Source organism: Paenibacillus sp. FSL R5-0623 (genome assembly GCF_037974265.1).
GTDB lineage: Bacteria > Bacillota > Bacilli > Paenibacillales > Paenibacillaceae > Paenibacillus.
This window is the reverse complement of sequence record NZ_CP150233.1, coordinates 515,610-535,963: the sequence shown is the minus strand read 5'-3', so window position 1 is coordinate 535,963 and position 20,354 is coordinate 515,610. Positions and strand designations below refer to the sequence as shown.

18 protein-coding genes and 1 riboswitch are annotated in these 20,354 nt (G+C 47.7%); of the genes, 4 read left to right on the top strand and 14 right to left on the bottom strand.

All coding sequences use genetic code 11. The features are described 5' to 3' along the window. Positions 1 to 149: 149 nt before the first annotated feature. Positions 150 to 896, bottom strand: a complete 747-nt coding sequence (map, locus tag MKY92_RS02535; protein WP_211084250.1) for a type I methionyl aminopeptidase — start codon at positions 894 to 896, stop codon at positions 150 to 152. Positions 897 to 1,104: 208 nt separating this feature from the next. On the opposite strand from map, the gene MKY92_RS02530 reads away from it, so the two are divergent. Further along, positions 1,105 to 1,314: a hypothetical protein gene (locus tag MKY92_RS02530; RefSeq protein ID WP_074093270.1), complete on the top strand. Its 210-nt coding sequence runs from the start codon at positions 1,105 to 1,107 to the stop codon at positions 1,312 to 1,314. A 222-nt stretch (positions 1,315 to 1,536) separates the two neighbouring features. Here the strand turns inward: MKY92_RS02530 and MKY92_RS02525 are convergent, their stop codons facing one another. The 3 genes from MKY92_RS02525 to MKY92_RS02515 all read right to left on the bottom strand — a co-directional run bounded on the left by MKY92_RS02525 (position 1,537) and on the right by MKY92_RS02515 (position 3,590). Further along, on the bottom strand, positions 1,537 to 1,785 hold the full coding sequence (locus MKY92_RS02525; protein ID WP_339298990.1) for a hypothetical protein: 249 nt from the start codon (positions 1,783 to 1,785) through the stop codon (positions 1,537 to 1,539). Positions 1,786 to 1,946: 161 nt separating this feature from the next. Next, positions 1,947 to 2,768, bottom strand: a complete 822-nt coding sequence (locus tag MKY92_RS02520) for a protein kinase (RefSeq protein ID WP_339298989.1) — start codon at positions 2,766 to 2,768, stop codon at positions 1,947 to 1,949. Between the two features lie 135 nt (positions 2,769 to 2,903). Continuing rightward, entirely contained in the window at positions 2,904 to 3,590 is a 687-nt protein-coding gene (locus tag MKY92_RS02515; RefSeq protein ID WP_339298988.1) for a hypothetical protein, read from the bottom strand. A gap of 544 nt (positions 3,591 to 4,134) precedes the next feature. Between MKY92_RS02515 and MKY92_RS02510 the strand changes: the two genes are divergently transcribed. After that, positions 4,135 to 5,088, top strand: a complete 954-nt coding sequence (locus tag MKY92_RS02510; RefSeq protein ID WP_339298986.1) for an L-lactate dehydrogenase — start codon at positions 4,135 to 4,137, stop codon at positions 5,086 to 5,088. A gap of 134 nt (positions 5,089 to 5,222) precedes the next feature. Here the strand turns inward: MKY92_RS02510 and MKY92_RS02505 are convergent, their stop codons facing one another. Next, positions 5,223 to 7,931, bottom strand: a complete 2,709-nt coding sequence (locus MKY92_RS02505) for a PAS domain S-box protein (RefSeq protein WP_339298984.1) — start codon at positions 7,929 to 7,931, stop codon at positions 5,223 to 5,225. Positions 7,932 to 8,502: 571 nt separating this feature from the next. Here MKY92_RS02505 and MKY92_RS02500 point away from each other — a divergent pair. Continuing rightward, positions 8,503 to 9,063 (top strand): DapH/DapD/GlmU-related protein, encoded by a 561-nt coding sequence (locus MKY92_RS02500; RefSeq protein ID WP_091038205.1) that lies wholly within the window; start codon positions 8,503 to 8,505, stop codon positions 9,061 to 9,063. 93 nt (positions 9,064 to 9,156) lie between these two features. Here the strand turns inward: MKY92_RS02500 and MKY92_RS02495 are convergent, their stop codons facing one another. From MKY92_RS02495 to MKY92_RS02475, 5 genes are all read right to left on the bottom strand, one after another. Next, positions 9,157 to 9,891 (bottom strand): ABC transporter permease, encoded by a 735-nt coding sequence (locus MKY92_RS02495; RefSeq protein ID WP_339181512.1) that lies wholly within the window; start codon positions 9,889 to 9,891, stop codon positions 9,157 to 9,159. Between the two features lies 1 nt (position 9,892). Beyond that, positions 9,893 to 10,609, bottom strand: a complete 717-nt coding sequence (locus tag MKY92_RS02490) for an ABC transporter permease (RefSeq protein ID WP_036672187.1) — start codon at positions 10,607 to 10,609, stop codon at positions 9,893 to 9,895. Further along, positions 10,606 to 11,520: an ABC transporter ATP-binding protein gene (locus MKY92_RS02485; RefSeq protein WP_036672188.1), complete on the bottom strand. Its 915-nt coding sequence runs from the start codon at positions 11,518 to 11,520 to the stop codon at positions 10,606 to 10,608. Before MKY92_RS02485 ends, MKY92_RS02490 begins: the two co-directional genes overlap by 4 nt. 85 nt (positions 11,521 to 11,605) lie before the next feature. Next, positions 11,606 to 13,117: a HAMP domain-containing sensor histidine kinase gene (locus tag MKY92_RS02480; protein WP_339298981.1), complete on the bottom strand. Its 1,512-nt coding sequence runs from the start codon at positions 13,115 to 13,117 to the stop codon at positions 11,606 to 11,608. Positions 13,118 to 13,161: 44 nt separating this feature from the next. Then, positions 13,162 to 13,845 carry a response regulator transcription factor gene (locus MKY92_RS02475; RefSeq protein ID WP_339298980.1) on the bottom strand — a complete coding sequence of 228 codons (684 nt, stop codon included), beginning with the start codon at positions 13,843 to 13,845 and terminating at the stop codon, positions 13,162 to 13,164. 228 nt (positions 13,846 to 14,073) lie between these two features. Here MKY92_RS02475 and MKY92_RS02470 point away from each other — a divergent pair, with 228 nt between their 5' ends. After that, positions 14,074 to 15,834, top strand: a complete 1,761-nt coding sequence (locus MKY92_RS02470; protein WP_339298978.1) for an alpha-glycosidase — start codon at positions 14,074 to 14,076, stop codon at positions 15,832 to 15,834. Between the two features lie 172 nt (positions 15,835 to 16,006). Here the strand turns inward: MKY92_RS02470 and sdaAA are convergent, their stop codons facing one another. The 4 genes from sdaAA to pstB form a co-directional block, all read right to left on the bottom strand. After that, positions 16,007 to 16,984, bottom strand: a complete 978-nt coding sequence (gene sdaAA, locus MKY92_RS02465; protein WP_339298976.1) for an L-serine ammonia-lyase, iron-sulfur-dependent, subunit alpha — start codon at positions 16,982 to 16,984, stop codon at positions 16,007 to 16,009. Beyond that, on the bottom strand, positions 16,974 to 17,663 hold the full coding sequence (sdaAB, locus tag MKY92_RS02460; RefSeq protein ID WP_339301653.1) for an L-serine ammonia-lyase, iron-sulfur-dependent subunit beta: 690 nt from the start codon (positions 17,661 to 17,663) through the stop codon (positions 16,974 to 16,976). The genes sdaAA and sdaAB overlap by 11 nt, the downstream gene beginning before the upstream one ends. Positions 17,664 to 17,914: 251 nt before the next feature. Next, positions 17,915 to 18,038: riboswitch (glycine riboswitch) on the bottom strand. 348 nt (positions 18,039 to 18,386) lie between these two features. Beyond that, positions 18,387 to 19,403, bottom strand: a complete 1,017-nt coding sequence (locus MKY92_RS02455) for a phosphotransferase (RefSeq protein ID WP_339301651.1) — start codon at positions 19,401 to 19,403, stop codon at positions 18,387 to 18,389. A 194-nt stretch (positions 19,404 to 19,597) separates the two neighbouring features. After that, complete coding sequence (gene pstB / locus MKY92_RS02450) at positions 19,598 to 20,353, bottom strand: phosphate ABC transporter ATP-binding protein PstB (RefSeq protein WP_145152038.1); 756 nt, start codon at positions 20,351 to 20,353, stop codon at positions 19,598 to 19,600. Position 20,354 lies beyond the last annotated feature (1 nt).

The following is a 20,354-nucleotide window of genomic DNA, read 5'->3' as shown; positions in this document are numbered from 1 at the left end:
GGACGCAAGGTTAACCCTTGTCAGCTGAGATCACTTACCACTGGCTCTGTGTTATCACTTCTTAATAGTTTAAACCGAAACAGGCGGAACACAAACGTGGGCCGCCTTGAAATATGCAAATATCGTCACATTGTAGCTGCTTTCGGCTATTATTGTGCTGTCAAAATTACTGGACCATCCGCCGTAATCGCAATTGTATGTTCATACTGGGCAGACAGACTTCCATCCAAAGTACGCGCAGTCCATCCATCTGAATCCAGCTTACTTCGGAATGTACCAATATTCAACATTGGTTCGATTGTAATAACCATGCCTTCCTTGAGACGCGGACCCCGATGAGGCGGACCGTAGTGAGGGACTTGTGGTTCCTCATGCATCTTCTCACCAATACCGTGTCCGATAAACTCACGCACAACCGATAGGCCTTCACCTTCTGCATACACTTGAATCGCATTGGAGATATCTCCGATCCGGTTGCCCACTACAGCAAGTTCAATGCCTTTGTACAGAGAGTTTTTGGTTACATCCAGCAGATGTTGTGCTTCCGGAGTCACTTCACCTACGGCATATGACCAAGCCGAATCCGCCAGCCAGCCATTCAGATTAACCACCATGTCGATTGTAACGATATCGCCGTCTTTCAGTGCATATTTTCCCGGAAACCCGTGACAGATCACATCATTAACCGACGCACATGTCGCATATTGGTATCCGTTATATCCCTTTTGTTCCGGCGTAGCGCCATTTTTCTTCATAAAAGCTTCTGCAAACTGGTCGATCTCCTGTGTCGTAATGCCTGGACGAATCATCTTTGCAATTTCTCTATGGCATGCGGCGAGAATTTCTCCGGCTTTTTTCATATATTCAATCTGTTCTTTGGTCTTCAATGTAATCATAACAACTACTCCTGTCCGTTAAAATCTTATCCTGTCCTCTATTGTAACGCTAAACGCTCAAAATAAAAAATTCTGTGCAATCAGCAACATCCTATTATACGCCAAGCTCCTGTCCAATGAATACAAATTATCCATGAAAAACTCGAAACCCCTTCTGATCTAGCCACGTATATGCTTAAAACAGTTGAAGTCGAAAGGGTGAAAGCTCATGTTCAAAAAGATTATCGGCAAACTTATCGATTCCAAATCTTCATCTCACCGCAAACGTCACAGCTCCTCAGACAGGCGCTCATATAAACGTCACAGCAGCTCCTCAGGCAAACGTTCCTACAAGCGCTATTCTTCTTCAGATGTGAAATACCGGGATAGCCGCAGTGGCTCCGGGTATTACAAAAGCAGAAAATACAGCTCCAGCTAAGCGGCTTCCACGACTGCTTTTAAAGAGCAATGATCACACCAGCAGTTTATTAGACGCTACAATAAATGAATATGTAAAGGGGTGTTCGCCAGCCATACTTACGGCCAGCAGAACACCCCTGTATTGTTTCTATATAAGTATGTATCAATTTTCCTGAGTGAAACGAACACTTCTGATTTGAGCGAGAGCCTGTCTTGCTGAAGGTGTCCACTGGATCAACATCTATACATTCCCTTTTTCAATTGCGTCAATTATATCATCTGTAGAGTAGACCCTACCCGAAGAAATATCTTTTTTGGCTTGCATAATTAAAGCTTTGAGCTCCAGATCACTTTCTATTTCTTCCTGAACCACGTTTTCCAGCGGCTTGATTAAATAATGCTTACCTTCAATATCCACAATGGTGTCTTTTTTGCTATGAAACCATGTTTTGAATAATTCGGCATGATCGCCTTCCAGTTTTTTAAGCATAAGATGAATCGCCTCCTTCAACGTGTAATTGTTATCCATTATATCATTTAACCCACTGTTTTGATACGTTTTGCATTTTCAGCAAAAAGGAAAAAGACCCCTGCAGATATCATACGAAGAGGTCACGGATAACTAGTATAGGTCCGCCTACAGAGCTTATTTCATTGTAATTTCAGCAACACTTTCTCAATCTCTGCCTGTAACTCTGTCGCCCCACCCTCATAACCTGGACGGAGTCCAAGGAGTCGCTCCAGCATCTGGTGCAATTCCGGCGTAAGCTTCAGTTCCTCCTGCCAGCTGGCGGGTTCACGGCCCTTCTCTGGCTCATAAGCCGAGTACAGCAGAAAGAGAAGAAAGTGGCCGATATCCTGCAGATCATGATCCGGTGTAGCCGGTTCATCCTCAGGCTCAGGGACTTCACGCATACGTCGCCTTAGCTCCGGCAACAACGGCTCCCCCAAGCGTCTCGCCAGGCCAAAGTCAATCAAATGCACCGTCCCTTCACGTAAAATAACATTGGGAATCCGCACATCTCCATGAATATATCCCTGCTCATGCACTTGAGCCACCGGAGCCAGCAGTTGACCTGCCAATTCCAGACATTCCCGCTCCGTATATCGAAGACCATGCTCAAATATGCAATCTTCCAGCGTCTGTCCACGAATATACTCGGTAACGATATAACTTCGTCTCCCGGATGTGAACACATCCAATAGTTCAGGGATCGCCGGATGATGAAGACGTCTCATCACGTCCGCCTCCCGCTCCAACAGGTGCGCAGAGAGTCTGCCCTTGCTAGGCTTGGATTCCTTCAACGCCACTTCCCTGCCGTTCTGATCATCTGTACACAGGTATGTCAGCCCATAGCTCCCCATACCCAGCAATTCCTGTATTGTATAACGCTCAGCAATGGTCATGCCTTCCCGCCGAGGACGATCCATCCATAATCCGAGCACTCTTTGCCAACTTCGTCGCAGCTCCACAGATCCTCCCACGCCAGCTTCCTGATCCACTCAGTCTTTATCTATACTGAGCAGTCGGTTGCCAGTCTTCATGTTGTATGGAACTTATTATATCAGGCCAATACTGTAAAATCACGATGGGTAAATGCCTGTTGCTCAAGCTTCCTTATGCTTCTTGGGCAGGAACCCAAACAACATACGCAAGGATACTCCTTTTGGTTTGCGTTTTCTTCCCTGAAAGCTGCGCAAGTTGGTCACGAGCTCACGATCCCGCTCTTCCTCCAGCTTCTCATTCATCCACAGGCGCTGTTTCTCCATCTGTTCCTGGAGCGCCATATGTGTATCAGCCAGATGCTGAAGGGTCAGCTCCAGTTCATCGACCCGCTGTTGCAGCAGCTGTACCCGATCATCCTGCTGTTGTTCTACAGCACCATAAGTCACCTCACTTACCAGTTGGCCCAGACCTTCATAGGATCTCAGATTACCCATTATTTCAGGTTCTTCAGGGAATACGGATGACATGACTGTCGCTGCACATTCCGTCTCTGACAGAACTTCAATTCCCACCACCGGTACATCTACTTCTACTGCAGCTACAGGTACTTCTGGAGCCAATACAGTCACCACAGCATCAGCCAGGGGGAGATTATGCTCCCTGAGTTCGGTCATCAGGCGTTCAATGCACTCGATGTCGTCGGACTTGAATAGTCTGGATTTGTTGGCGGACCGTTCGAACCGGTATCCCTGTTCTTCCAGTGCCGCCGCATATTTACGAAGAGTACTGGCACCTATGCCCAGGCTCTTGGCCGTTTCCGTCGTTGCTCCTGCTTCTTCAATCATCATTAATTCCCTCCCGGAATGAAGTCTTTTGGGAATCCATTTCATAATACCTTTAGTGAGTTATGAAATGGATTCTTGGATAAAAACATTATGGCTTCAGCGTTCCTTTTCGGAACCGTCATCGGATCGGGGCAACCTGTCTCATGGATCAAGTATGCTTATCTTTTGCTTGTCCGTATGTATTCGTCAGCTCCTCAGCAGATCCCTTTGGCGGTTTTGTTCTGTTTCTGCGGATTCCTAAGAAGTTTTGTCAGGTATATGATCCGCACAAATAACCCCCAATCCGACAACAAGCATGAATGCTGTCATGTCGAATGACACAGTTGCAAATGCCGTCAAATCATATGATTATGAATTATTCATGTCAATTTTGTTAACTCCATTACTCCAATACGCTCCCGCGATAGCGGATATCATTGCTGTACAGCTTTTTCATGTGTTATCTTATGTAACGTAGAAATGCATTCCAGCATAAAATAAAGGACTATACTTAACATAGGACGCATGAGTAACGGATAAATATCAATCTAAATGGGGGCTGAAGGCAGTGTTAGGCAAATCAGGCAAAGTAGCGGTGATCGGTGCGGGTCTTGTCGGTTCAAGTTGTGCATATTCCATGATTAATCAATCGATATGCAGGGAAATTATGATGGTGGACCGGACGTATGACCGTGCTGTAGCACAGGCATTGGATTTTTCCCATTGTATGGACTTCACACATAACCGCACCAAGGTATATGCAGGCACGTACGCCGATTGTGGCAATATGGATGTTATTGTCTTAACTGCCGGGGCGAATCCCAAGCCAGGACAGACACGGTTGGATATTCTGGGGGAAGCGGAATCGATTGCCAAAGACATCGTGGTCCCGATCATGAACAGTGGATTTAACGGGATTTTTGTCGTCGCTGCCAATCCGGTTGACATAGTAACTTATATGGTATGGAAATTATCTGGTCTTCCGAGGGAGCATGTCATCGGCACAGGGACGTCCATTGACTCTTCAAGGCTCAAAACGCTGCTGTCTGAAGTCTTCTCCATCGATCCACGCAGTGTGCACGGTTATGCTCTCGGGGAGCATGGAGAATCCCAGTTCGTGGCCTGGTCGCATGTGACCATCGGCGGCAAACCAATTATGCACATTATGGATCAGCACAAGGAGCGCTTCAAACATCTGGATCTGGACGATATTGCACGCAAAACAAAGGATGCCGGCTGGGAGATCTTTACCCGTAAAGGTTCTACCCAATTCGGAATCGGCAATGCCCTCGCGCACATCACTCGTTCCATCCTCAATGACGAACACAAGATCATCGCCGTATCGGCTATTCTGGACGGAGAGTACGAGCAACACAACGTCTGCGTCGGTGTTCCTGCAATCATCGGTGGCAATGGCATTCAAGAGATTATCGAATTGAATCTGGATGCAACGGAACGTGAGAAATTCAACAATTCCTGTGAAATATTATCAGGTAACATCAATCGTCTGACACTGGTATAAGCCATTCGTATACAGATCACTTCATATGCTTCAGCTCAACTTCAAAAGCCTGCCCACGCAAAGATGCCAATAACACTCCATCAGTGGAGTGTTATTGGCATCTTTGCATTTATTATTTTTGACAGCCAGATGAATCAATTTGGCGCAAGTTGAGGTTCGTCCCTTGGCCCCCATTGCTGTAACACCCGCTTCAACTCACTCAGCATAACCGGTTTGCTAATAAAATCACGCATACCAATCTCCAGACAAGCTTCCTTATCTTCACGTTTGGCATTACCTGTAACTGCGATAATTGGAGGTATGCGATCCTGTGGAATTAGGCGGTGTAACAGGTCTGTCGCCTTAAGTCCATCCATCACAGGCATATGAATATCCATCAGGACAATATCATATGCATTCTGAGAGATGGCATCAATTGCCTCCACACCATTAGTACACACATCTGCCTGATATCCGAGCTTCTCCAGATATTCTCGCAAAATCTTCCGGTTTACCGGGTGATCCTCCGCCACCAGAATACGCATGGCGACCTTATCACTCTGACGTGTACGATCATGATGGAACTGACTTGCTGTCTGTTCTGCTGAAGCATCTACACTCGCCGCAGGAACAGCAAACCGGAAGGTTGAGCCTTCCCCTTCTATACTCTCGACACTGATACTGCCTCCCATGATCTCCACGAGTCGCTTGGAGATAACCAGTCCCAATCCGGTACCACCATACTTCCGGTTAATCACCGGATGTAGTTGAGAGAAGGATTGAAACAACTGATCCAGCTTGTCAGCCGGGATGCCAATCCCCGTGTCTTGCACCGCAAAATCAAGAACGCTGTCTTTAGGCTTTCTGCCCTTGATAATATCCACGGTAACATCAATGCTCCCCTGATCCGTGAACTTAAGTGCATTACCAACCAAGTTCACCAAAATCTGCCGTATACGTATGGCGTCACCAACCATGAATTCAGGGATGCTTGGATTGAGACGATACCTGATCTCCAGATGTTTCTCATCTGCACGCGGTTTAAACAGTTCGGCAACCTGTTCCAGCATCTTGCGTAATGCAAATGGTTCATAAGCCAGTGCCATTTTCCCGGATTCCAGCTTACTGAAGTCCAAAATATCATTAAGGATGTTCAGCAGAGCATCACCGCTGTCTCGAATAATCTCGGCATATTCACGCTGTTCTTCCGATAAATCGGTACCGATCAACAATTCTGTCATCCCCACGATCCCGTTCATCGGTGTACGGATCTCATGGCTAACCATCGACAGAAATTCTGACTTGGCCTGAGCTGCCAGCTCAGCTGTCTCTTTGGCACGTACAATTTCACGTTCGCCAGTCACATCATTAAACACAACCACCGCGCCCTGAATCTGTCCCTGTTCAATAATCGGCGTCACCTGATACTGCACCAGAAAGCTGCTGCCATCTTTACGCCAGAATACATCTTCCTTGATTGAACGTCTCTGTCCATCCAACACAGTCATGTGAATCGGGCACTCTTCTTTTGGGAAATGACTTCCGTCTGCACGGGTGTGATGGATAATAGGATGTGAGTTTTTGCCAATGAATTCTTTCGCCTCATAACCGAACATCGAAGCTGCTGCAGGATTCATAAACATGGTGATGCCATCCGCATCCAAACCATATATTCCTTCCGTAACCGTGTTGAGAATCAACTCATGTTGCTTGCTGAGCTCCTGAATCCGTTCCGTGTATTCCTTGCGCTCGGTAATATCGGACACGATCCCATAGACGCCTACCATTTCCTTATCCACAATAATGGGCACATTCGTAACAGATACTTCGATCTTCCGACCTCTTGAATTCACAATTCGGGTCTCATAATATTGCGGATCGCCTTGCTTAACCTTGTCAAAGTTCGTTTGACCGTGTTGAACTTCACATTTATCCAGATTGGACAAAAACGATTTGCCAATAAGCTTATTGCGCGGAATATCCAACATTTGCACCAGTTTGCTGTTCACCGCGCTGTATTTACCTTCCAGATTCAATGAATACACAGCTGCCGGGTTATGTTCGAACAACGATCTGTATCGCTGGCGGCTTTCCCGAAGACGTCTGTCTGCATCCTTATGCTGGGTAATATCCCTGCTGATGCTGACAATCTGGACACTCTTGCCATGCTCTCCAGCCACAGGTTTCGCCAATGTCTCCATCCAGATATAATGTCCCTTTTTGTGCAACACACGCATCTTGCAGCCGTTGCCAATCTTGGAAAGATCCATAGGGTCCGGATAATCACCCGGATAACAATAATCCTTGAAGGACTTTCCTATGACTTCCTCCGGCTTATAACCCAGTAAGGTGTACACGGAAGGGGAGACGTATAACAACTCGCCATCCTTAGCACAAATTGTAATCAGATCTTGTGCGTGGTCAGCCAGCACCTGATATTTCTCCTGTGCCTCCTTAAGCTCACGTTGCACTTTCAGGATATCGGTAACATCTTTGGCAATGCCGTATATGCCGACAACTTCATCACTCTCTGTGATAGGCACATACGTTATCTCTGCCTGTTTCAGGGAACCATCTTTATGATAAAAAGTAATGGGATTGCTGACTGAACGTCCAGCCAGTACCTCTTTAATATATTCTTTGCGTGAATTTTCACTGTCCGGAGGACAGATCTCACTCTGATTCATACGAATCAAGTCATCCAGTGTATACCCTGATATCCGCTCTACCGAGGGATTAGCATCAATATAGTTTCCACGGATATCCATCACATAAATGGCATCCGGATGGTTAAAAAACAGTGATTGGTAAGAACTTCCCTCAGAAATAATGCGCTTTAGGGTTTCCGTTTTATTAACATCCAAGGCTTACCCCTCTTTTCTCAGCCAATATCTGTATCTAACAACAGGAATTTTTTTAGTTCCTTAGAAATAGGCCTACCCTCGAATAACCATGTAAGCCAACCTAGAAACAGTTTTTTTTTATTTTACCAGATTCTCGTCTCATTTTGCTTACAATCTATGATTCAATTCACATGATGTGTGAGGTAATACTTGGAATTTTAATATTACTCAGGAGGTGTCTTCAAAGGCAGACAATTTATAAAGATCAATGTAAGCCTCTAACAAGCTTGAAGTTCAATTCCAAGTCAGCTGTGGCTAAACGATTTTCTAAAGAACTCAGGACATCTTATTTGGCGTCCATGTGCCCTTTGTAAATTTTAAAGAACATCAGACACGTTAATCCCCATAATATCCTGACATAAACGCTGCAAACGGTTGTTTCATTGGATACCCCGCCTGAATCAAGCTTTTCAAGGAAAGAGAGATCATCCGCTCTTACGATGCCTTGATATAAAATTAACGATACAATTTGTATCAAAAAGGCTATAATCGTTAAAAAACGTTTTTTGACTACGGAGAGGACGGATGAATCATGCTGCCCAACAGAGTTAAAATTGCTTACGGTAAACTAAGAGGCTTGGCCATCTTTGGTAAAATTCAGCCCTCTATGGGCCTGCTGCCACGAATCAGGGGTAAGGTATATCTGAACAGATTGGGTGACTTGCAGGTGGGAAAGCGACTTAACATCATAGGTAAACCTTGGGGAACCCAGTTAACCGTGGTCAAAGGCGCGCGATTAACGATTGGCGATGACGTCATGATTAATGCAGGAGTCGGGATTGCCGCTAACGTTGAAGTGACCATCGGCAATAACGTCATGATTGGTCCTCGAACAAGCATATTCGACAGTGCCTACCACCGGATCGACTCGCTGGATGACGGAAGCCAGACCGCCAAGCGGATTGTAATTCAGGATAATGCTTGGATTGGTACAGGGGCGCTCATACTTCCCGGCGTCACTATCGGCAGAAATGCAGTCGTGGCTGCCGGAAGCACAGTAACCAAAGATGTCCCCGAGAATACGCTTGTAGCCGGAGCACCAGCCAAGATCATTCGGGAGCTGACCATTCATGATGGGTGGGTCAGACATTAGAAAAAATCCTCCTGAAGCATACATACAATAGAGCTTGCATGTTCTGCTTAAAGAGGATTTGGACCTACGATAACCAAGTGTGTAACGAATTATTCAGATTTCTTTTTTCGCAAAATACATCATGCCGATTCCAATAAAAATAACAGCACTGCCTCCAACGACTGCAAGCATAGTCATCAGTGGAACATTGTATGCTCCGAAACCTCCGCCGTCCACGGGTGTCATCAGAATCATCGGTTGTGCCCATGGATAATACGGCCCATATGTCGCCGAGTTTACAATGAGAATATTCGGTATGGTCAGTGCAAAATTCAGTGCGAGCGGTGCGGCAAAGCTGCTCCAAACCAATGAAACGAACATCTGCAGGGCAGCCAGGGGTACGCAGGCCAGCAACCCAAGCAGCAGTTTGCCTACCAAGAATCCCCAAGGTACTGGCATCGTAATGCCGTGAATCATGCCTGCCAGCAGAATGGACATCAGCAATAATACTTGCGTACCCGCCAGAAGCATGAGTACAATCGTCAATTTGCCTGCATACACACCTGAACGTGTGAGCGGTAAAACCAGCATCTGCTTCCACCCTCCACCTGCATGTTCAAAACGGCAGACAAAGGACGTAAACACGCCAGTCAGCATCGGTAACAATAACAATCCGTGCAGGAAAACCATCGTGGTCATCAATACCTGCCAATTTCCCGATGGAGTGGATAACAGTCCGATGAGCAGCGCAATGAGTGGACTCAGCAGAATCAGGAGCCATATGGGCGATTTGCTCATTTTCAATCGTTCAGCGGACAAGATTCGGAAGTACGTTGTCGCAAAGCTCATATCAGGCCACATCCTTCCGGCTAAAATGCATCATCCCCAGCAGCAGGATCAATAAGCCTAGACCCGCCCCCATGCCTGCATACAGGTATGGATTAGGCCCATTCCAGGCCATCTGTGCCCATGCGAGCGGAAAGATCGGTGAGATACTGAGTGAGAACATACCCGTTATCGCGAGAACGATGCCTAGGGTGACGGGAAGCGCCTGATTCTTGTTAACCATTGTGAGCCACAACTCCAGTGACAACACCGGAAGTGCACCAGCCAAAGGCAATAGCCCCAGCTTGATCGCATGTGTCCAAGGTATTTCGCTGGCATGGAATCCGAGGATCAGACCCAGACCTACAATCCCCGCAGTTAGCAGCAAGCAGGAGATCACCAGCAGCACACAGGCAAGCAGGAACTTGGCTAAATACACGGCTGGTCTGGGAATCGGCATCGCGAGCAACTGTTTCCACGATCCCTGTTCATGTTCGACATTAGCGATCATGGAGCTGAGAATGGTTGCTCCCAGCATCAGAGACAAGGGCACAAAGACAACCACATTGCCGAGCAATCCGCCCCACAAGTTATCTGCATACTGCTCTTTCAGATAGTCCAGCCGTAAGCCAAAATTTAGCGCCTGCATTGCTGTCAATCCAAGAGGGGCCAGAAAGACAAGAAACCAGATCCCTTTCCCCCGAATCTTGAGCCAGTCTGACGATAATGCACGCCCGGTCATATGGAAGCCCCCTCGCCAATGACCCGCATGAACAGATCTTCCAGCGACTGACGCTGTTCCTCTACACGATACACATCATGATCCTGCTCAATTAATCGGCGCACAAGTAGTGCCACTGAACTGTTATCCATATAAGGGAACGTTAACGCAGAACCTTGTTGCTGACCAAATTGTCCCTGTTCTCTCGCCAGCTTCATAGCCTCTTCCGGCTCGGAAACCGTTAATCGGATAGAACTGCCCGTCTGACTGTGCAGACTCGCGATGGTATCCTGAAGCACCATCTTGCCTTCACGGATAATACCGACACGACTTGCCATCTGTTCGACTTCACTCAGCAAATGGCTGGAAACCAGAACGGTAATGCCATGTTCCAGAGGCATGCGTTTGATTAGTTCCCGAATCTCCTGAATGCCAGCGGGATCAAGCCCATTCGTTGGTTCGTCCAGAATCAGCAGCTCCGGTTCACCCAGCAAAGCGCTGGCAATACCCAAACGTTGCTTCATCCCAAGGGAATACCCCTTCACTGAACGTTTGGCATCCTTGGTCAGATCTACAATGGACAGCACTTCAGCAATTCTTGATTTGGGTACATTGATGATGCGGCGCAAAGTTTCCAGATTCTCTACTGCGTTCAGATGTCCGTAATAGGATGGGTATTCGACCAAGGAACCCACACGGCGCAAAATATCCATGCGATCCTTGCGAATATCCTTATCAAAGACACGGATCACGCCTTTGGTTGGTTTAATTAAGCCGAGAAGCATGCGAATCGTTGTTGTTTTGCCGGCGCCGTTGGGACCAAGGAAGCCGTAGATATCTCCCTTTTTAATATGCAGATCAAGTTCACGGACCGCTGCACGGTCCCGGTATGTTTTCCATAAATTCGCCGTTTGAATAATATTTTCACTCACTGTATGATCACCTCGGAACTATCGTAACCTTCCAAGGTTAAAGCCAAAGTAGTCTCTAGTTTAAGTTTAGTTTAAAAAAGCAATTTCAGCGGTTTGTTGTTTCCCGGTTTCCCTTACCACTGTAGATATATGTCTGGACACCCGTATCGGAACTGTCTACCCGCTTGCGCAGACCCATCTCACGAATCAACAGGTCTACAATGGATAAGCCTAGACCTGTGCCTTTGGTGTCGGAATTCGGTTGCATTCCCGGACCCCGATCCTGAATAACGATGGCCGTCTCACCCTGAATCTCCTGGGTTGATATACCAATATATTTCCCGCTGGCGGCATGACGGATCACGTTTTGGAACAAATTATCAAGAATACGGCGCATGCCCTGTTCATCCATATGCCAGATCAGCGGTTCGTCTGGCAGGTCAATATCAATCTCAAATTGTTCTTTCTCCCAGACCGGGTACCAGGCGGCCGCCGTCTCCCTGACGATCCGCAGTATATCTTTCTCTTCCAGCTTCAGTGTATATTTCCCACTTGTGAGCAAATTGTAGGATAACATGTTGTCAATGAGCCCGCCGAGATCCTCCATCTTTGCTTCCATGCGATGTAGTGAACGGTCCCCTTGCTCGCTCAGCTCTTCCTTGTGCAAAGCATGCATATGTCCACGAATCACCGTTAGCGGGGTACGCAGATCGTGGGAAAGCCCCGCAATGAGACGTTTGCGCAATTGTTCTTCCTCGCGTTCACGGTGGCGGCTGTCGGATAGTTGATGAACCATCTGATTGAAGGATTCCTCCAGTTGGCCGATCTCGTCTGACCGTCGGATATCTACCGGAAGCGGGAGGCCTTCCTTGCCTGTGGTCATCATGGCCGTCTGCAAACGAATAAGTCGTTTGCGAATACGTGCGAAGAAAAGAATCGACATAATGATGAAGATCAGAAAGATGAGGGTCATTACGATACCAAGATACAAAAGTTCCATCGGCCAGTTACTCTGATTCATTTGCAGAAGTGACCGCGGCACTTCAATGATGATGAATCCTTGTCCTTTGTCCTGCTCATCTCCGCCAATATATGCAACTACGGTCAGTGGATCGCGATAGGTAGCTTCTTTCATGAATTGCACTGTATTGTTCGCATTCCATAAGGATGGAATATGAGTCTCTGCCGTGCGCCCGGAATCCAGTGACCATCTCAATGTCGTGTCTGTTCTGCCATCCGGTGACGTGGATTTCAGAAGTGTTACATCTTCACCCCCAAGAATAAAGAGGGTCTCACCGCTCACATTCACATGATACATGGAAGATTTGGGATATGAGTCATGTAATCGCTCCAACCGGGCCTTAATCTTTTCATCCGAAGCACCATCCAGGTTCTTCGATTCACGTGACCAGATGTTACTGATCCGGGTAACATCACCGTAAGGTGCAGCTCGGTTCTTATTCGTGTCCGTGTTATTCACTACAACAATATATATAACGGATATAATCGGAAGCACAACGGGCACAAATAATACAGCCGCCAAGATCAGGAGGATGTATCTGGACATCAAGGATCGCCCAAAGCGAAGCTTGCGCCCCCCGGATTGTTTTTGATCCATGCTTCGTTCTCCCTTCATAATCTTCCGTTTCCTAAACAAGCGGATCATGGCTTCTTCACACGATATCCTACACCGCGGACCGTCTGAATAACTACAGGATTAGCCGGATCAAGCTCCAACTTTTCGCGCAGATGTCGAATATGTACCATTAAAGTTTTGTCCCCATCCAGATAGGGCTCGTTCCAGACGGCTTCATAGATCTGTTCTTTCGTTCGAATCATGCCCATATGTCGTAGCAGGTAGGCGAAGATGTGGAACTGTTTTCCCGATAAAATAATCTCATTTCCCGTCTCCTCATTCACGATCCGGTTGTCCTTCTCATAGATGGAGAGATGATCCAGCTTCAGGGCTGTATCCGATGAGACCGCAGTTCCCGCCTTCCGCAGTTGTACTTCAATCCGGGCAGCCAGTTCATCGGGGTGAAATGGTTTGGTCACATAGTCATCGGCAAAATCAAGACCGTGCAACTTGTCGTCAATGGACGTTCTGGCCGAGAGCATGACAATCGGCACCGCGGGATGCTCTTTTTTCAGTCGCTGGCCCACCGTAAATCCATCCAGTCCGGGCAGCATGACATCCAGAATAATGAGTGAGCAACCGACAGCAGCCTCCGCTGCACCTTCACCACTGCCGAGCCATACCACCTCATAACCGCGCTCCTCCAGATCGGCTCTGACCCAAGTCGCAATTTCCGTATCATCTTCAATATATAACAGTTTGGTTTTCATTCGAATATTCGTTTCCTTTCCGCCCCTATTGGGTTAATGATATATCTGAGCATCATCATGATAAAAGCTGTCTATAACATATGGATTCATGTCTTGTTGAAACAATGTTGAAGTCCTTTACGTTACCACACATTCTAATTATAGCGTATTCATTAACGTGGAGAATGTCATATTAATCAAGTCTACCAAGTACATACTATATCCACACCTGACGGGAGGAAATTCATTATGCTGCTGGAAGCCATTTATCATCAACCGAAACGAAACTGGGCCTATGCCTATGACCAAGATACAATCCATCTGCGTTTGCGTGCCAAAAAGAATGATCTGACCGAGGTACATGCCCTGACCGGGGATAAATATGCGTGGGATGCAACCAAAGCGCTGGTTCCCTTAACAAAGTTCACCTCTGACTCCATGTTCGATTATTACGAGGGTGAGGTGAAACCTCCCTACCACCGACTGAAATACTCTTTTCTGCTCAAAAACGGAGACGAACAGATCTGGATGACCGAGACGGGTTTCCAGGAAGAAGAACCGGACGATCCAGGTCGTATGTTCCAGTTCCCTTATATTCATGCTGGAGCTGTATTCACACCCCCTGCATGGGTTAAGGATGCGGTGTTCTATCAAATTTTTCCCGAACGATTCGCCAATGGCAACCCGGATATTAGTCCGGAGAAGGTGGAGCCGTGGGGTGGCGAGCCAACACCTTTCAATTTCTTCGGCGGTGACCTTCAGGGCGTGATCGACCATCTGGATTACATCAGCGATCTTGGCATTAATGCGATCTACTTCACACCCATCTTCGAAGCCACCACCAATCACAAATACGATACCGAAGACTACCTGCGGGTAGATCGTCACTTTGGTGACGCAGATACCGTGAAACGACTGGTCGAGCTGTGCCATGCACGTGGAATTCGCGTACTTCTGGATGCGGTGTTCAACCATTCCGGGAAGACGTTTGCGCCGTTTGTGGATGTACAGAAAAACGGAGAACAATCCAAATACAAGGACTGGTTCCATGTACACGAATACCCGCTGGACGTGAAGGATGGCATTCCAACGTATGAGACCTTTGGATTCGAAGCGCACATGCCAAAGCTCAATACGGAGAATGCCGAGGTGAAGGCCTATCTTCTGGAGGTTGCTGAGTACTGGATCAAGGAAGTGGGTGCGGACGGATGGCGGCTGGATGTGGCAGACGAAGTGGACGATGCATTCTGGCGTGATTTCCGCCGTGTAGTCAAAGCCGCTAATCCGGATGCCTATATTCTGGGGGAAGTATGGAACGAGTCTTCTTCCTGGCTGCAAGGCGACCAGTTCGATGCGTCCATGAACTATCCGTTTACCGATGCCGTGAATGCTTTCTTTGTGAAAAATACAATGCACGCGGAACAGTTCGCAAACTCCATCGGGCGACAGTTATCCCGTTATCCGCTTCAGGCCAGCGAAGTGGCGTTTAACTTGCTGGACAGCCACGATACCCCGCGGCTACTCACGCTGTGTGAAGGCGACCAGCGCAAGATGAAGCTGGCTGCGTTATTCCAGTTCAGTTACATGGGTGCTCCGTGCATCTATTACGGAGACGAGATTGGAATGGACGGCGAACATGATCCGGGCTGCCGTAAATGCATGGAATGGGATGAAGCAAAGCAGGACCGAGAACTGTTCGACTTTTATCAGAAACTGATCTCCCTGCGTCATGCTCATCCTGCCCTGCGTGCAGAAGGCACCGTTCGTTTCTTACAGGCTCGTCCCGATGGCAGCCAACTGGTATTTGAGCGGCAAAATGAGGAGGAACGCATTCTGGTTCTGTTCAATCGATCAGAAGAGACGGCTATTGTTGAGCTGGAGGCCGGTGACGAAGAATGGACCGAGTTATTCGGCGGAAACCATCGTACCGCCAAGGAAGATGACGTACTCGCCATTGAACTGCCCGCGTATGGATATGCCGTATTAAGTACGGCTGTGAGCCAGGACTAGAGTTATAATACACATACATCTGAGCCACATCTAAGTAGCCTACCTTCGCTTATCTGGCAGCATAAAACAAGCGTCCTGCATAACCCGGATTCGGGTTCGCGGACGCTTGTTTTTGTATTCGCCGTTATACTTAAAATGTCACTGATTTATATATCGGTGGTCCCGGTTCAGCTTAAACCTGATTATCCTTGTCCACTCGAGCATTGTCCGCCCCACTTGTAGTTGTGTCAGAATCCGCTGGCTTCAACTCCTGCTCAGGCTCGGCACGCTTTGCCTTTGGTTTAGCCAGCTTCTGCATCATTTTGCGGCCGGTTGGCGTTTGGGCCAGTCCACCTTGGGCTGTCTCCCGATGGCGGCTCGGCATCGCACTGCCTACTTCCAGCATGACGTCGATGACTTCATCTGACGGAATAGCGCTACGCACTCCGGCCAGGGCCATGTCAGCCGCAGCCAGCGCCGTAACCGCGCCCAGGCCGTTACGAACGATGCATGGAATTTCAACAAGGCCTGCCACCGGATCGCAGATAAGGCCCAGTGTATTTTTTAACGCCAAACCAACGGCATGAACGACCTGTTCCGGTGTACCTCCACGCAGTTCAACCATGGCTCCCGCAGCCATGCCGATAGCGGAACCCACTTCCGCCTGACAGCCACCTTCGGCACCGGAGATAAATGAATTGTTGGCGATAACATAACCAATCGCTCCCGCACAGAACAACCCGTTCACCAAATGTTCGTCCGTCCAGCCAAATCGCTCCTGTGAACTGATAAACACACCGGGGATAATACCGCAGGAACCGGCTGTTGGTGTTGCTACGATCCGGCCCATGGAGGCATTCACTTCAGATACGCACAGGGCATACGCCATGGCAAGTGCAGAAGCATCTCCTGAACAAGTCTCACCCTGGCGAATGTACTCGGCCATTTTTTTACCGTCTCCACCCGTTAACCCACTGCGTGATGTTGTATCTTCCGTTAACCCTTTGCGTACCGCTTCCTTCATCACCTGATAATATTCAGACATCTGCTTCACAACATCCGCTTCCGGTGTATTGGTCTCCTGAACTTGCTCCTCAATCATTAGCTGAGCAATGGTTTTGGATTCCGCTGTACAGATCGTATTCAGTTCGTGCAAATGTTTAAATCGCATCCGAATCAACTCCTCTCTTCAAATCAATGACACGAATGTCCAATACATGGTCCAGCCCCCTTAGACGCTTGAGCATATCAGGATTAGGCACACCATCCATTTCCATCGCGGTAAGTGCTTCGCCATCACGGGCTTTCCGATCCACCTGCATATACCCGATGTTAACCCCGGATGAACTGATCGTGGACGTCACTGACGCGAGTACGCCCGCTTTATCCGCATGTCGCAGAACAAGTGTTGGAAACTCACCACTAATCTGAACACGAAAATCATTCATCGAATGCACCGATACGCTTCCACCACCAATGGATGCACCGATTAAGGAGCAGGCACGTTCTCCATGCCACAACTCAATTTTGACCGTATTTGGATGAGGAGCAGGCAGGCCACTTGTATAAAACTCAACCTCCATGCCCGCTTCCTCTGCGTATTGCTCTGCATCCGGGATACGCGGATCGTCTGTGACATAATCCAGCAGACCGCCGATCAGTGCCAGATCTGTTCCGTGCCCCTGATACGTATCAGCAAATGAACCGTACAGGGTCAGCCGGGCACGATCTGGCGTACATCCCAGCCACTGACGAGCAATTCTTCCTAACCTTGCCGCACCAGCTGTATGTGAACTTGAAGGCCCTGTCATCGACGGACCAATAATTGAGAAAACATCTTTAAATCGCACCTGCAACCCTCCAATTGTGTTCGTCATTTCCATCCAGATCCCATGCCATAATGTTCCTTTATTACTGAATGATGACACCAAAAAAGGACAGGAGAAGGCCTTAGGCCCTCTCTCTGTCCTCGATACCTGAGAGTTTCACGATCAGTAGTGTCTCACGACAAGGTGCATTGCCTGTGATTACAGACAAGTTCACTGGTCTGACTGATCATATACCCCTTGGGTGGCGCAATTCGCGCACTCTCCAGAGTTGCGTCCAACGATGGTACATTTACCTGAGAGATTAACGACTGCGCCGGGTGCGCAGCAGCTTGCTCCTTCGGTGCCTGAACACTAGCCATTTGCTCGGCTAACCCAGGTCTCTCCCGCTCGTTATCATCCGCTATATGGAACCATTCTGAGCGTATGTCAGAACAGTAATGGAAATCGTTCATTTCTTCTTCATTAAGATTAATCGACCGGAAGATCAGTGTCAACAAACTTAACGATTTCTTTGGATGTATTTCCTTCATTTCCTATTGAACAGATGAAAACCAGAATATTTTGTCAGCTTTCATCACATTAATACGATAAAAGGATATTTTAAACATATTATTTCATTTTCCTTCAATCAAAGATGTGCTTACTACTATTTATGATATTGTCCACGAAACTGTTCGGGTATTCAGGCAACCATAATATTTGAACCACACTGTTCGTAGCCCTTCCGGATCTGCACACCCTAATTCACAGTTCGTAGAAGATGCTCTCGTTCTGTACATAAGGTCGGCAATACTTGCTGCATAGCTTCGGCATGCGATCTTTCATCCATTCGTGCCTCGACTCATTCGCCATCTGAAAGGCATAATAACCCAGTGTAAAGATCAACATGAACCCTTCCATTAACCGGATATCACGATCCGTCAGGGGTGCGATCTGTTGGGTATAACCGGATAAGAATATGTCACGTTCCTCCCGATTGAACATAAGTGCTGCCCCTCCGGCATCGAAAAGATAATAACCATAACCGTGTAGACAAAAATCAATCATGGACATCCCCTGATCCGTTATCAGCAGATTGTTGCGAGTAATATCCCCATGAATGATCCCCCATGTCCCTGCGTGCTGCGGGTATGTTTCTAACTGCTCATTAATGTTCTCAAACGTCTCACGAAGCAGATCGAAGTCTTCCGTTGTAAAAATCCCCAGTCGGACGCCTTCCTCTAGCTGCCCGAGCATGACCAAGTTCTCATGGCTATTGCCATATGCCGGCCGTACCTTTGTTCGATCTGTCTGATTCTGCTCACGCCCATATTGATGGAGCATCTGCAGTTGTGCCCCAAGATCATAGATCTGATCTGTTGTCAGGCGTTCTCCCTGCTGGATGTCTCTTCCCTCAATCCACTCCAGTACTGTACAACAAATCTCTTTCCCTGCCTCACTTGTCCATACCGTGACCCATTCACCGGATGCATTGCGTACCGGATGTTGCACGCGTAATGCTGTCGTTGCGTTTAATTCGTAGAGTAGGTTCATCTCCGCTTCAAGTGCAGGAAGCGTATGTTGAATCCCTGACATACTTGCATATGCGGCTTGATGGATACGCAGCAGATACTTCTGCCCGCTCTCTTCATCCACGACATGGTGCGTCAGATTCTCGTTGTGACGAATATAGGAAACGACAGGTTTCTCAATAGTGTAGTTCTGTATAATCTGAGCTGCCATATGGTCGTAAGACATCTGATCTGTAGCGATGATCAACATCTCCTTCAAAGTAATGTAAACGCTCTCCTATTACTAAATATCGTAGCATGGTTGCTTTATATACAGCAAATTCTTCCAAAATGAAATTAAAAAAGCACAACCCCCGAACAACCGTCCAGGCATTGTGCTTTCTTTTGTCTTTATTATTTCTTAATCTCTCTGTCTATTACTCTATGTTACACTCCATGATCCAATTAACCGAAACGACCCATAATGTATTCTTGCGTCAGACGATTGTCCGGGTTCGTGAAAATGTGCTCTGTATCCCCGTGCTCAACCATGCTTCCCAGATAGAAATAAGCCGTGTAATCCGAGATGCGTGCCGCCTGCTGCATGTTATGGGTAACAATAACAATCCGCAGCTCCTTCTTGAGCTCCGTAATCAACTCTTCAACTTTACCCGTAGATACCGGGTCAAGTGCAGATGCCGGCTCATCGAGCAGCAGAATCTGTGGTTCAACAGACAGAGCGCGAGCGATACATAGGCGCTGCTGTTGTCCGCCAGAGAGAGACAGCGCTGACTCATGCAGTCTGTCTTTCACTTCATCCCAGAGCGCAGCACGGCGCAAGCTTTTTTCCACAATCTCATCCAGTGCCTTCTTACTCTTCGTACCGCGGTAGCGGGGGCCAAACGCGATATTGTTGTAGATGGACTTATGAAAAGGGTTCGGCTTCTGCCACACCATGCCAATCTTCTGGCGAAGCTTGATTACATCGGTTCCAGGCTCATTCAGATCGTTCCCGTCCATCCAGATATGTCCCTCTGTACGGGAACCGGCAATCTCGTCGTTCATCCGGTTGAGTGACCGGAGGAACGTGGATTTACCGCAACCAGACGGTCCAATAAGAGCCGTTACGCTTGCTTCAGGAAACGTCAGGCTAATCTGCTTGACCGCCTGGAAATGTCCATAATATATGCTTAACTGTTCCGTACCAAAAGGTATGGCCATG

What these genes read in the sequence shown, in the direction of transcription:
- sdaAA (WP_339298976.1), bottom strand. Translation starts at nt 16,984, where the DNA reads ATGCGATTTAAACATTTGCACGAACTGAATACGATCTGTACAGCGGAA.
- map (WP_211084250.1), bottom strand. Translation starts at nt 896, where the DNA reads ATGATTACATTGAAGACCAAAGAACAGATTGAATATATGAAAAAAGCC.
- MKY92_RS02495 (WP_339181512.1), bottom strand. Translation starts at nt 9,891, where the DNA reads ATGAGCTTTGCGACAACGTACTTCCGAATCTTGTCCGCTGAACGATTG.
- MKY92_RS02475 (WP_339298980.1), bottom strand. Translation starts at nt 13,845, where the DNA reads ATGAAAACCAAACTGTTATATATTGAAGATGATACGGAAATTGCGACT.
- MKY92_RS02525 (WP_339298990.1), bottom strand. Translation starts at nt 1,785, where the DNA reads ATGCTTAAAAAACTGGAAGGCGATCATGCCGAATTATTCAAAACATGG.
- MKY92_RS02515 (WP_339298988.1), bottom strand. Translation starts at nt 3,590, where the DNA reads ATGATGATTGAAGAAGCAGGAGCAACGACGGAAACGGCCAAGAGCCTG.
- MKY92_RS02470 (WP_339298978.1), top strand. Translation starts at nt 14,074, where the DNA reads ATGCTGCTGGAAGCCATTTATCATCAACCGAAACGAAACTGGGCCTAT.
- MKY92_RS02455 (WP_339301651.1), bottom strand. Translation starts at nt 19,403, where the DNA reads ATGTTGATCATCGCTACAGATCAGATGTCTTACGACCATATGGCAGCT.
- pstB (WP_145152038.1), bottom strand. Translation starts at nt 20,353, where the DNA reads ATGGCCATACCTTTTGGTACGGAACAGTTAAGCATATATTATGGACAT.
- MKY92_RS02480 (WP_339298981.1), bottom strand. Translation starts at nt 13,117, where the DNA reads ATGGATCAAAAACAATCCGGGGGGCGCAAGCTTCGCTTTGGGCGATCC.
- MKY92_RS02530 (WP_074093270.1), top strand. Translation starts at nt 1,105, where the DNA reads ATGTTCAAAAAGATTATCGGCAAACTTATCGATTCCAAATCTTCATCT.
- MKY92_RS02490 (WP_036672187.1), bottom strand. Translation starts at nt 10,609, where the DNA reads ATGACCGGGCGTGCATTATCGTCAGACTGGCTCAAGATTCGGGGGAAA.
- MKY92_RS02500 (WP_091038205.1), top strand. Translation starts at nt 8,503, where the DNA reads ATGCTGCCCAACAGAGTTAAAATTGCTTACGGTAAACTAAGAGGCTTG.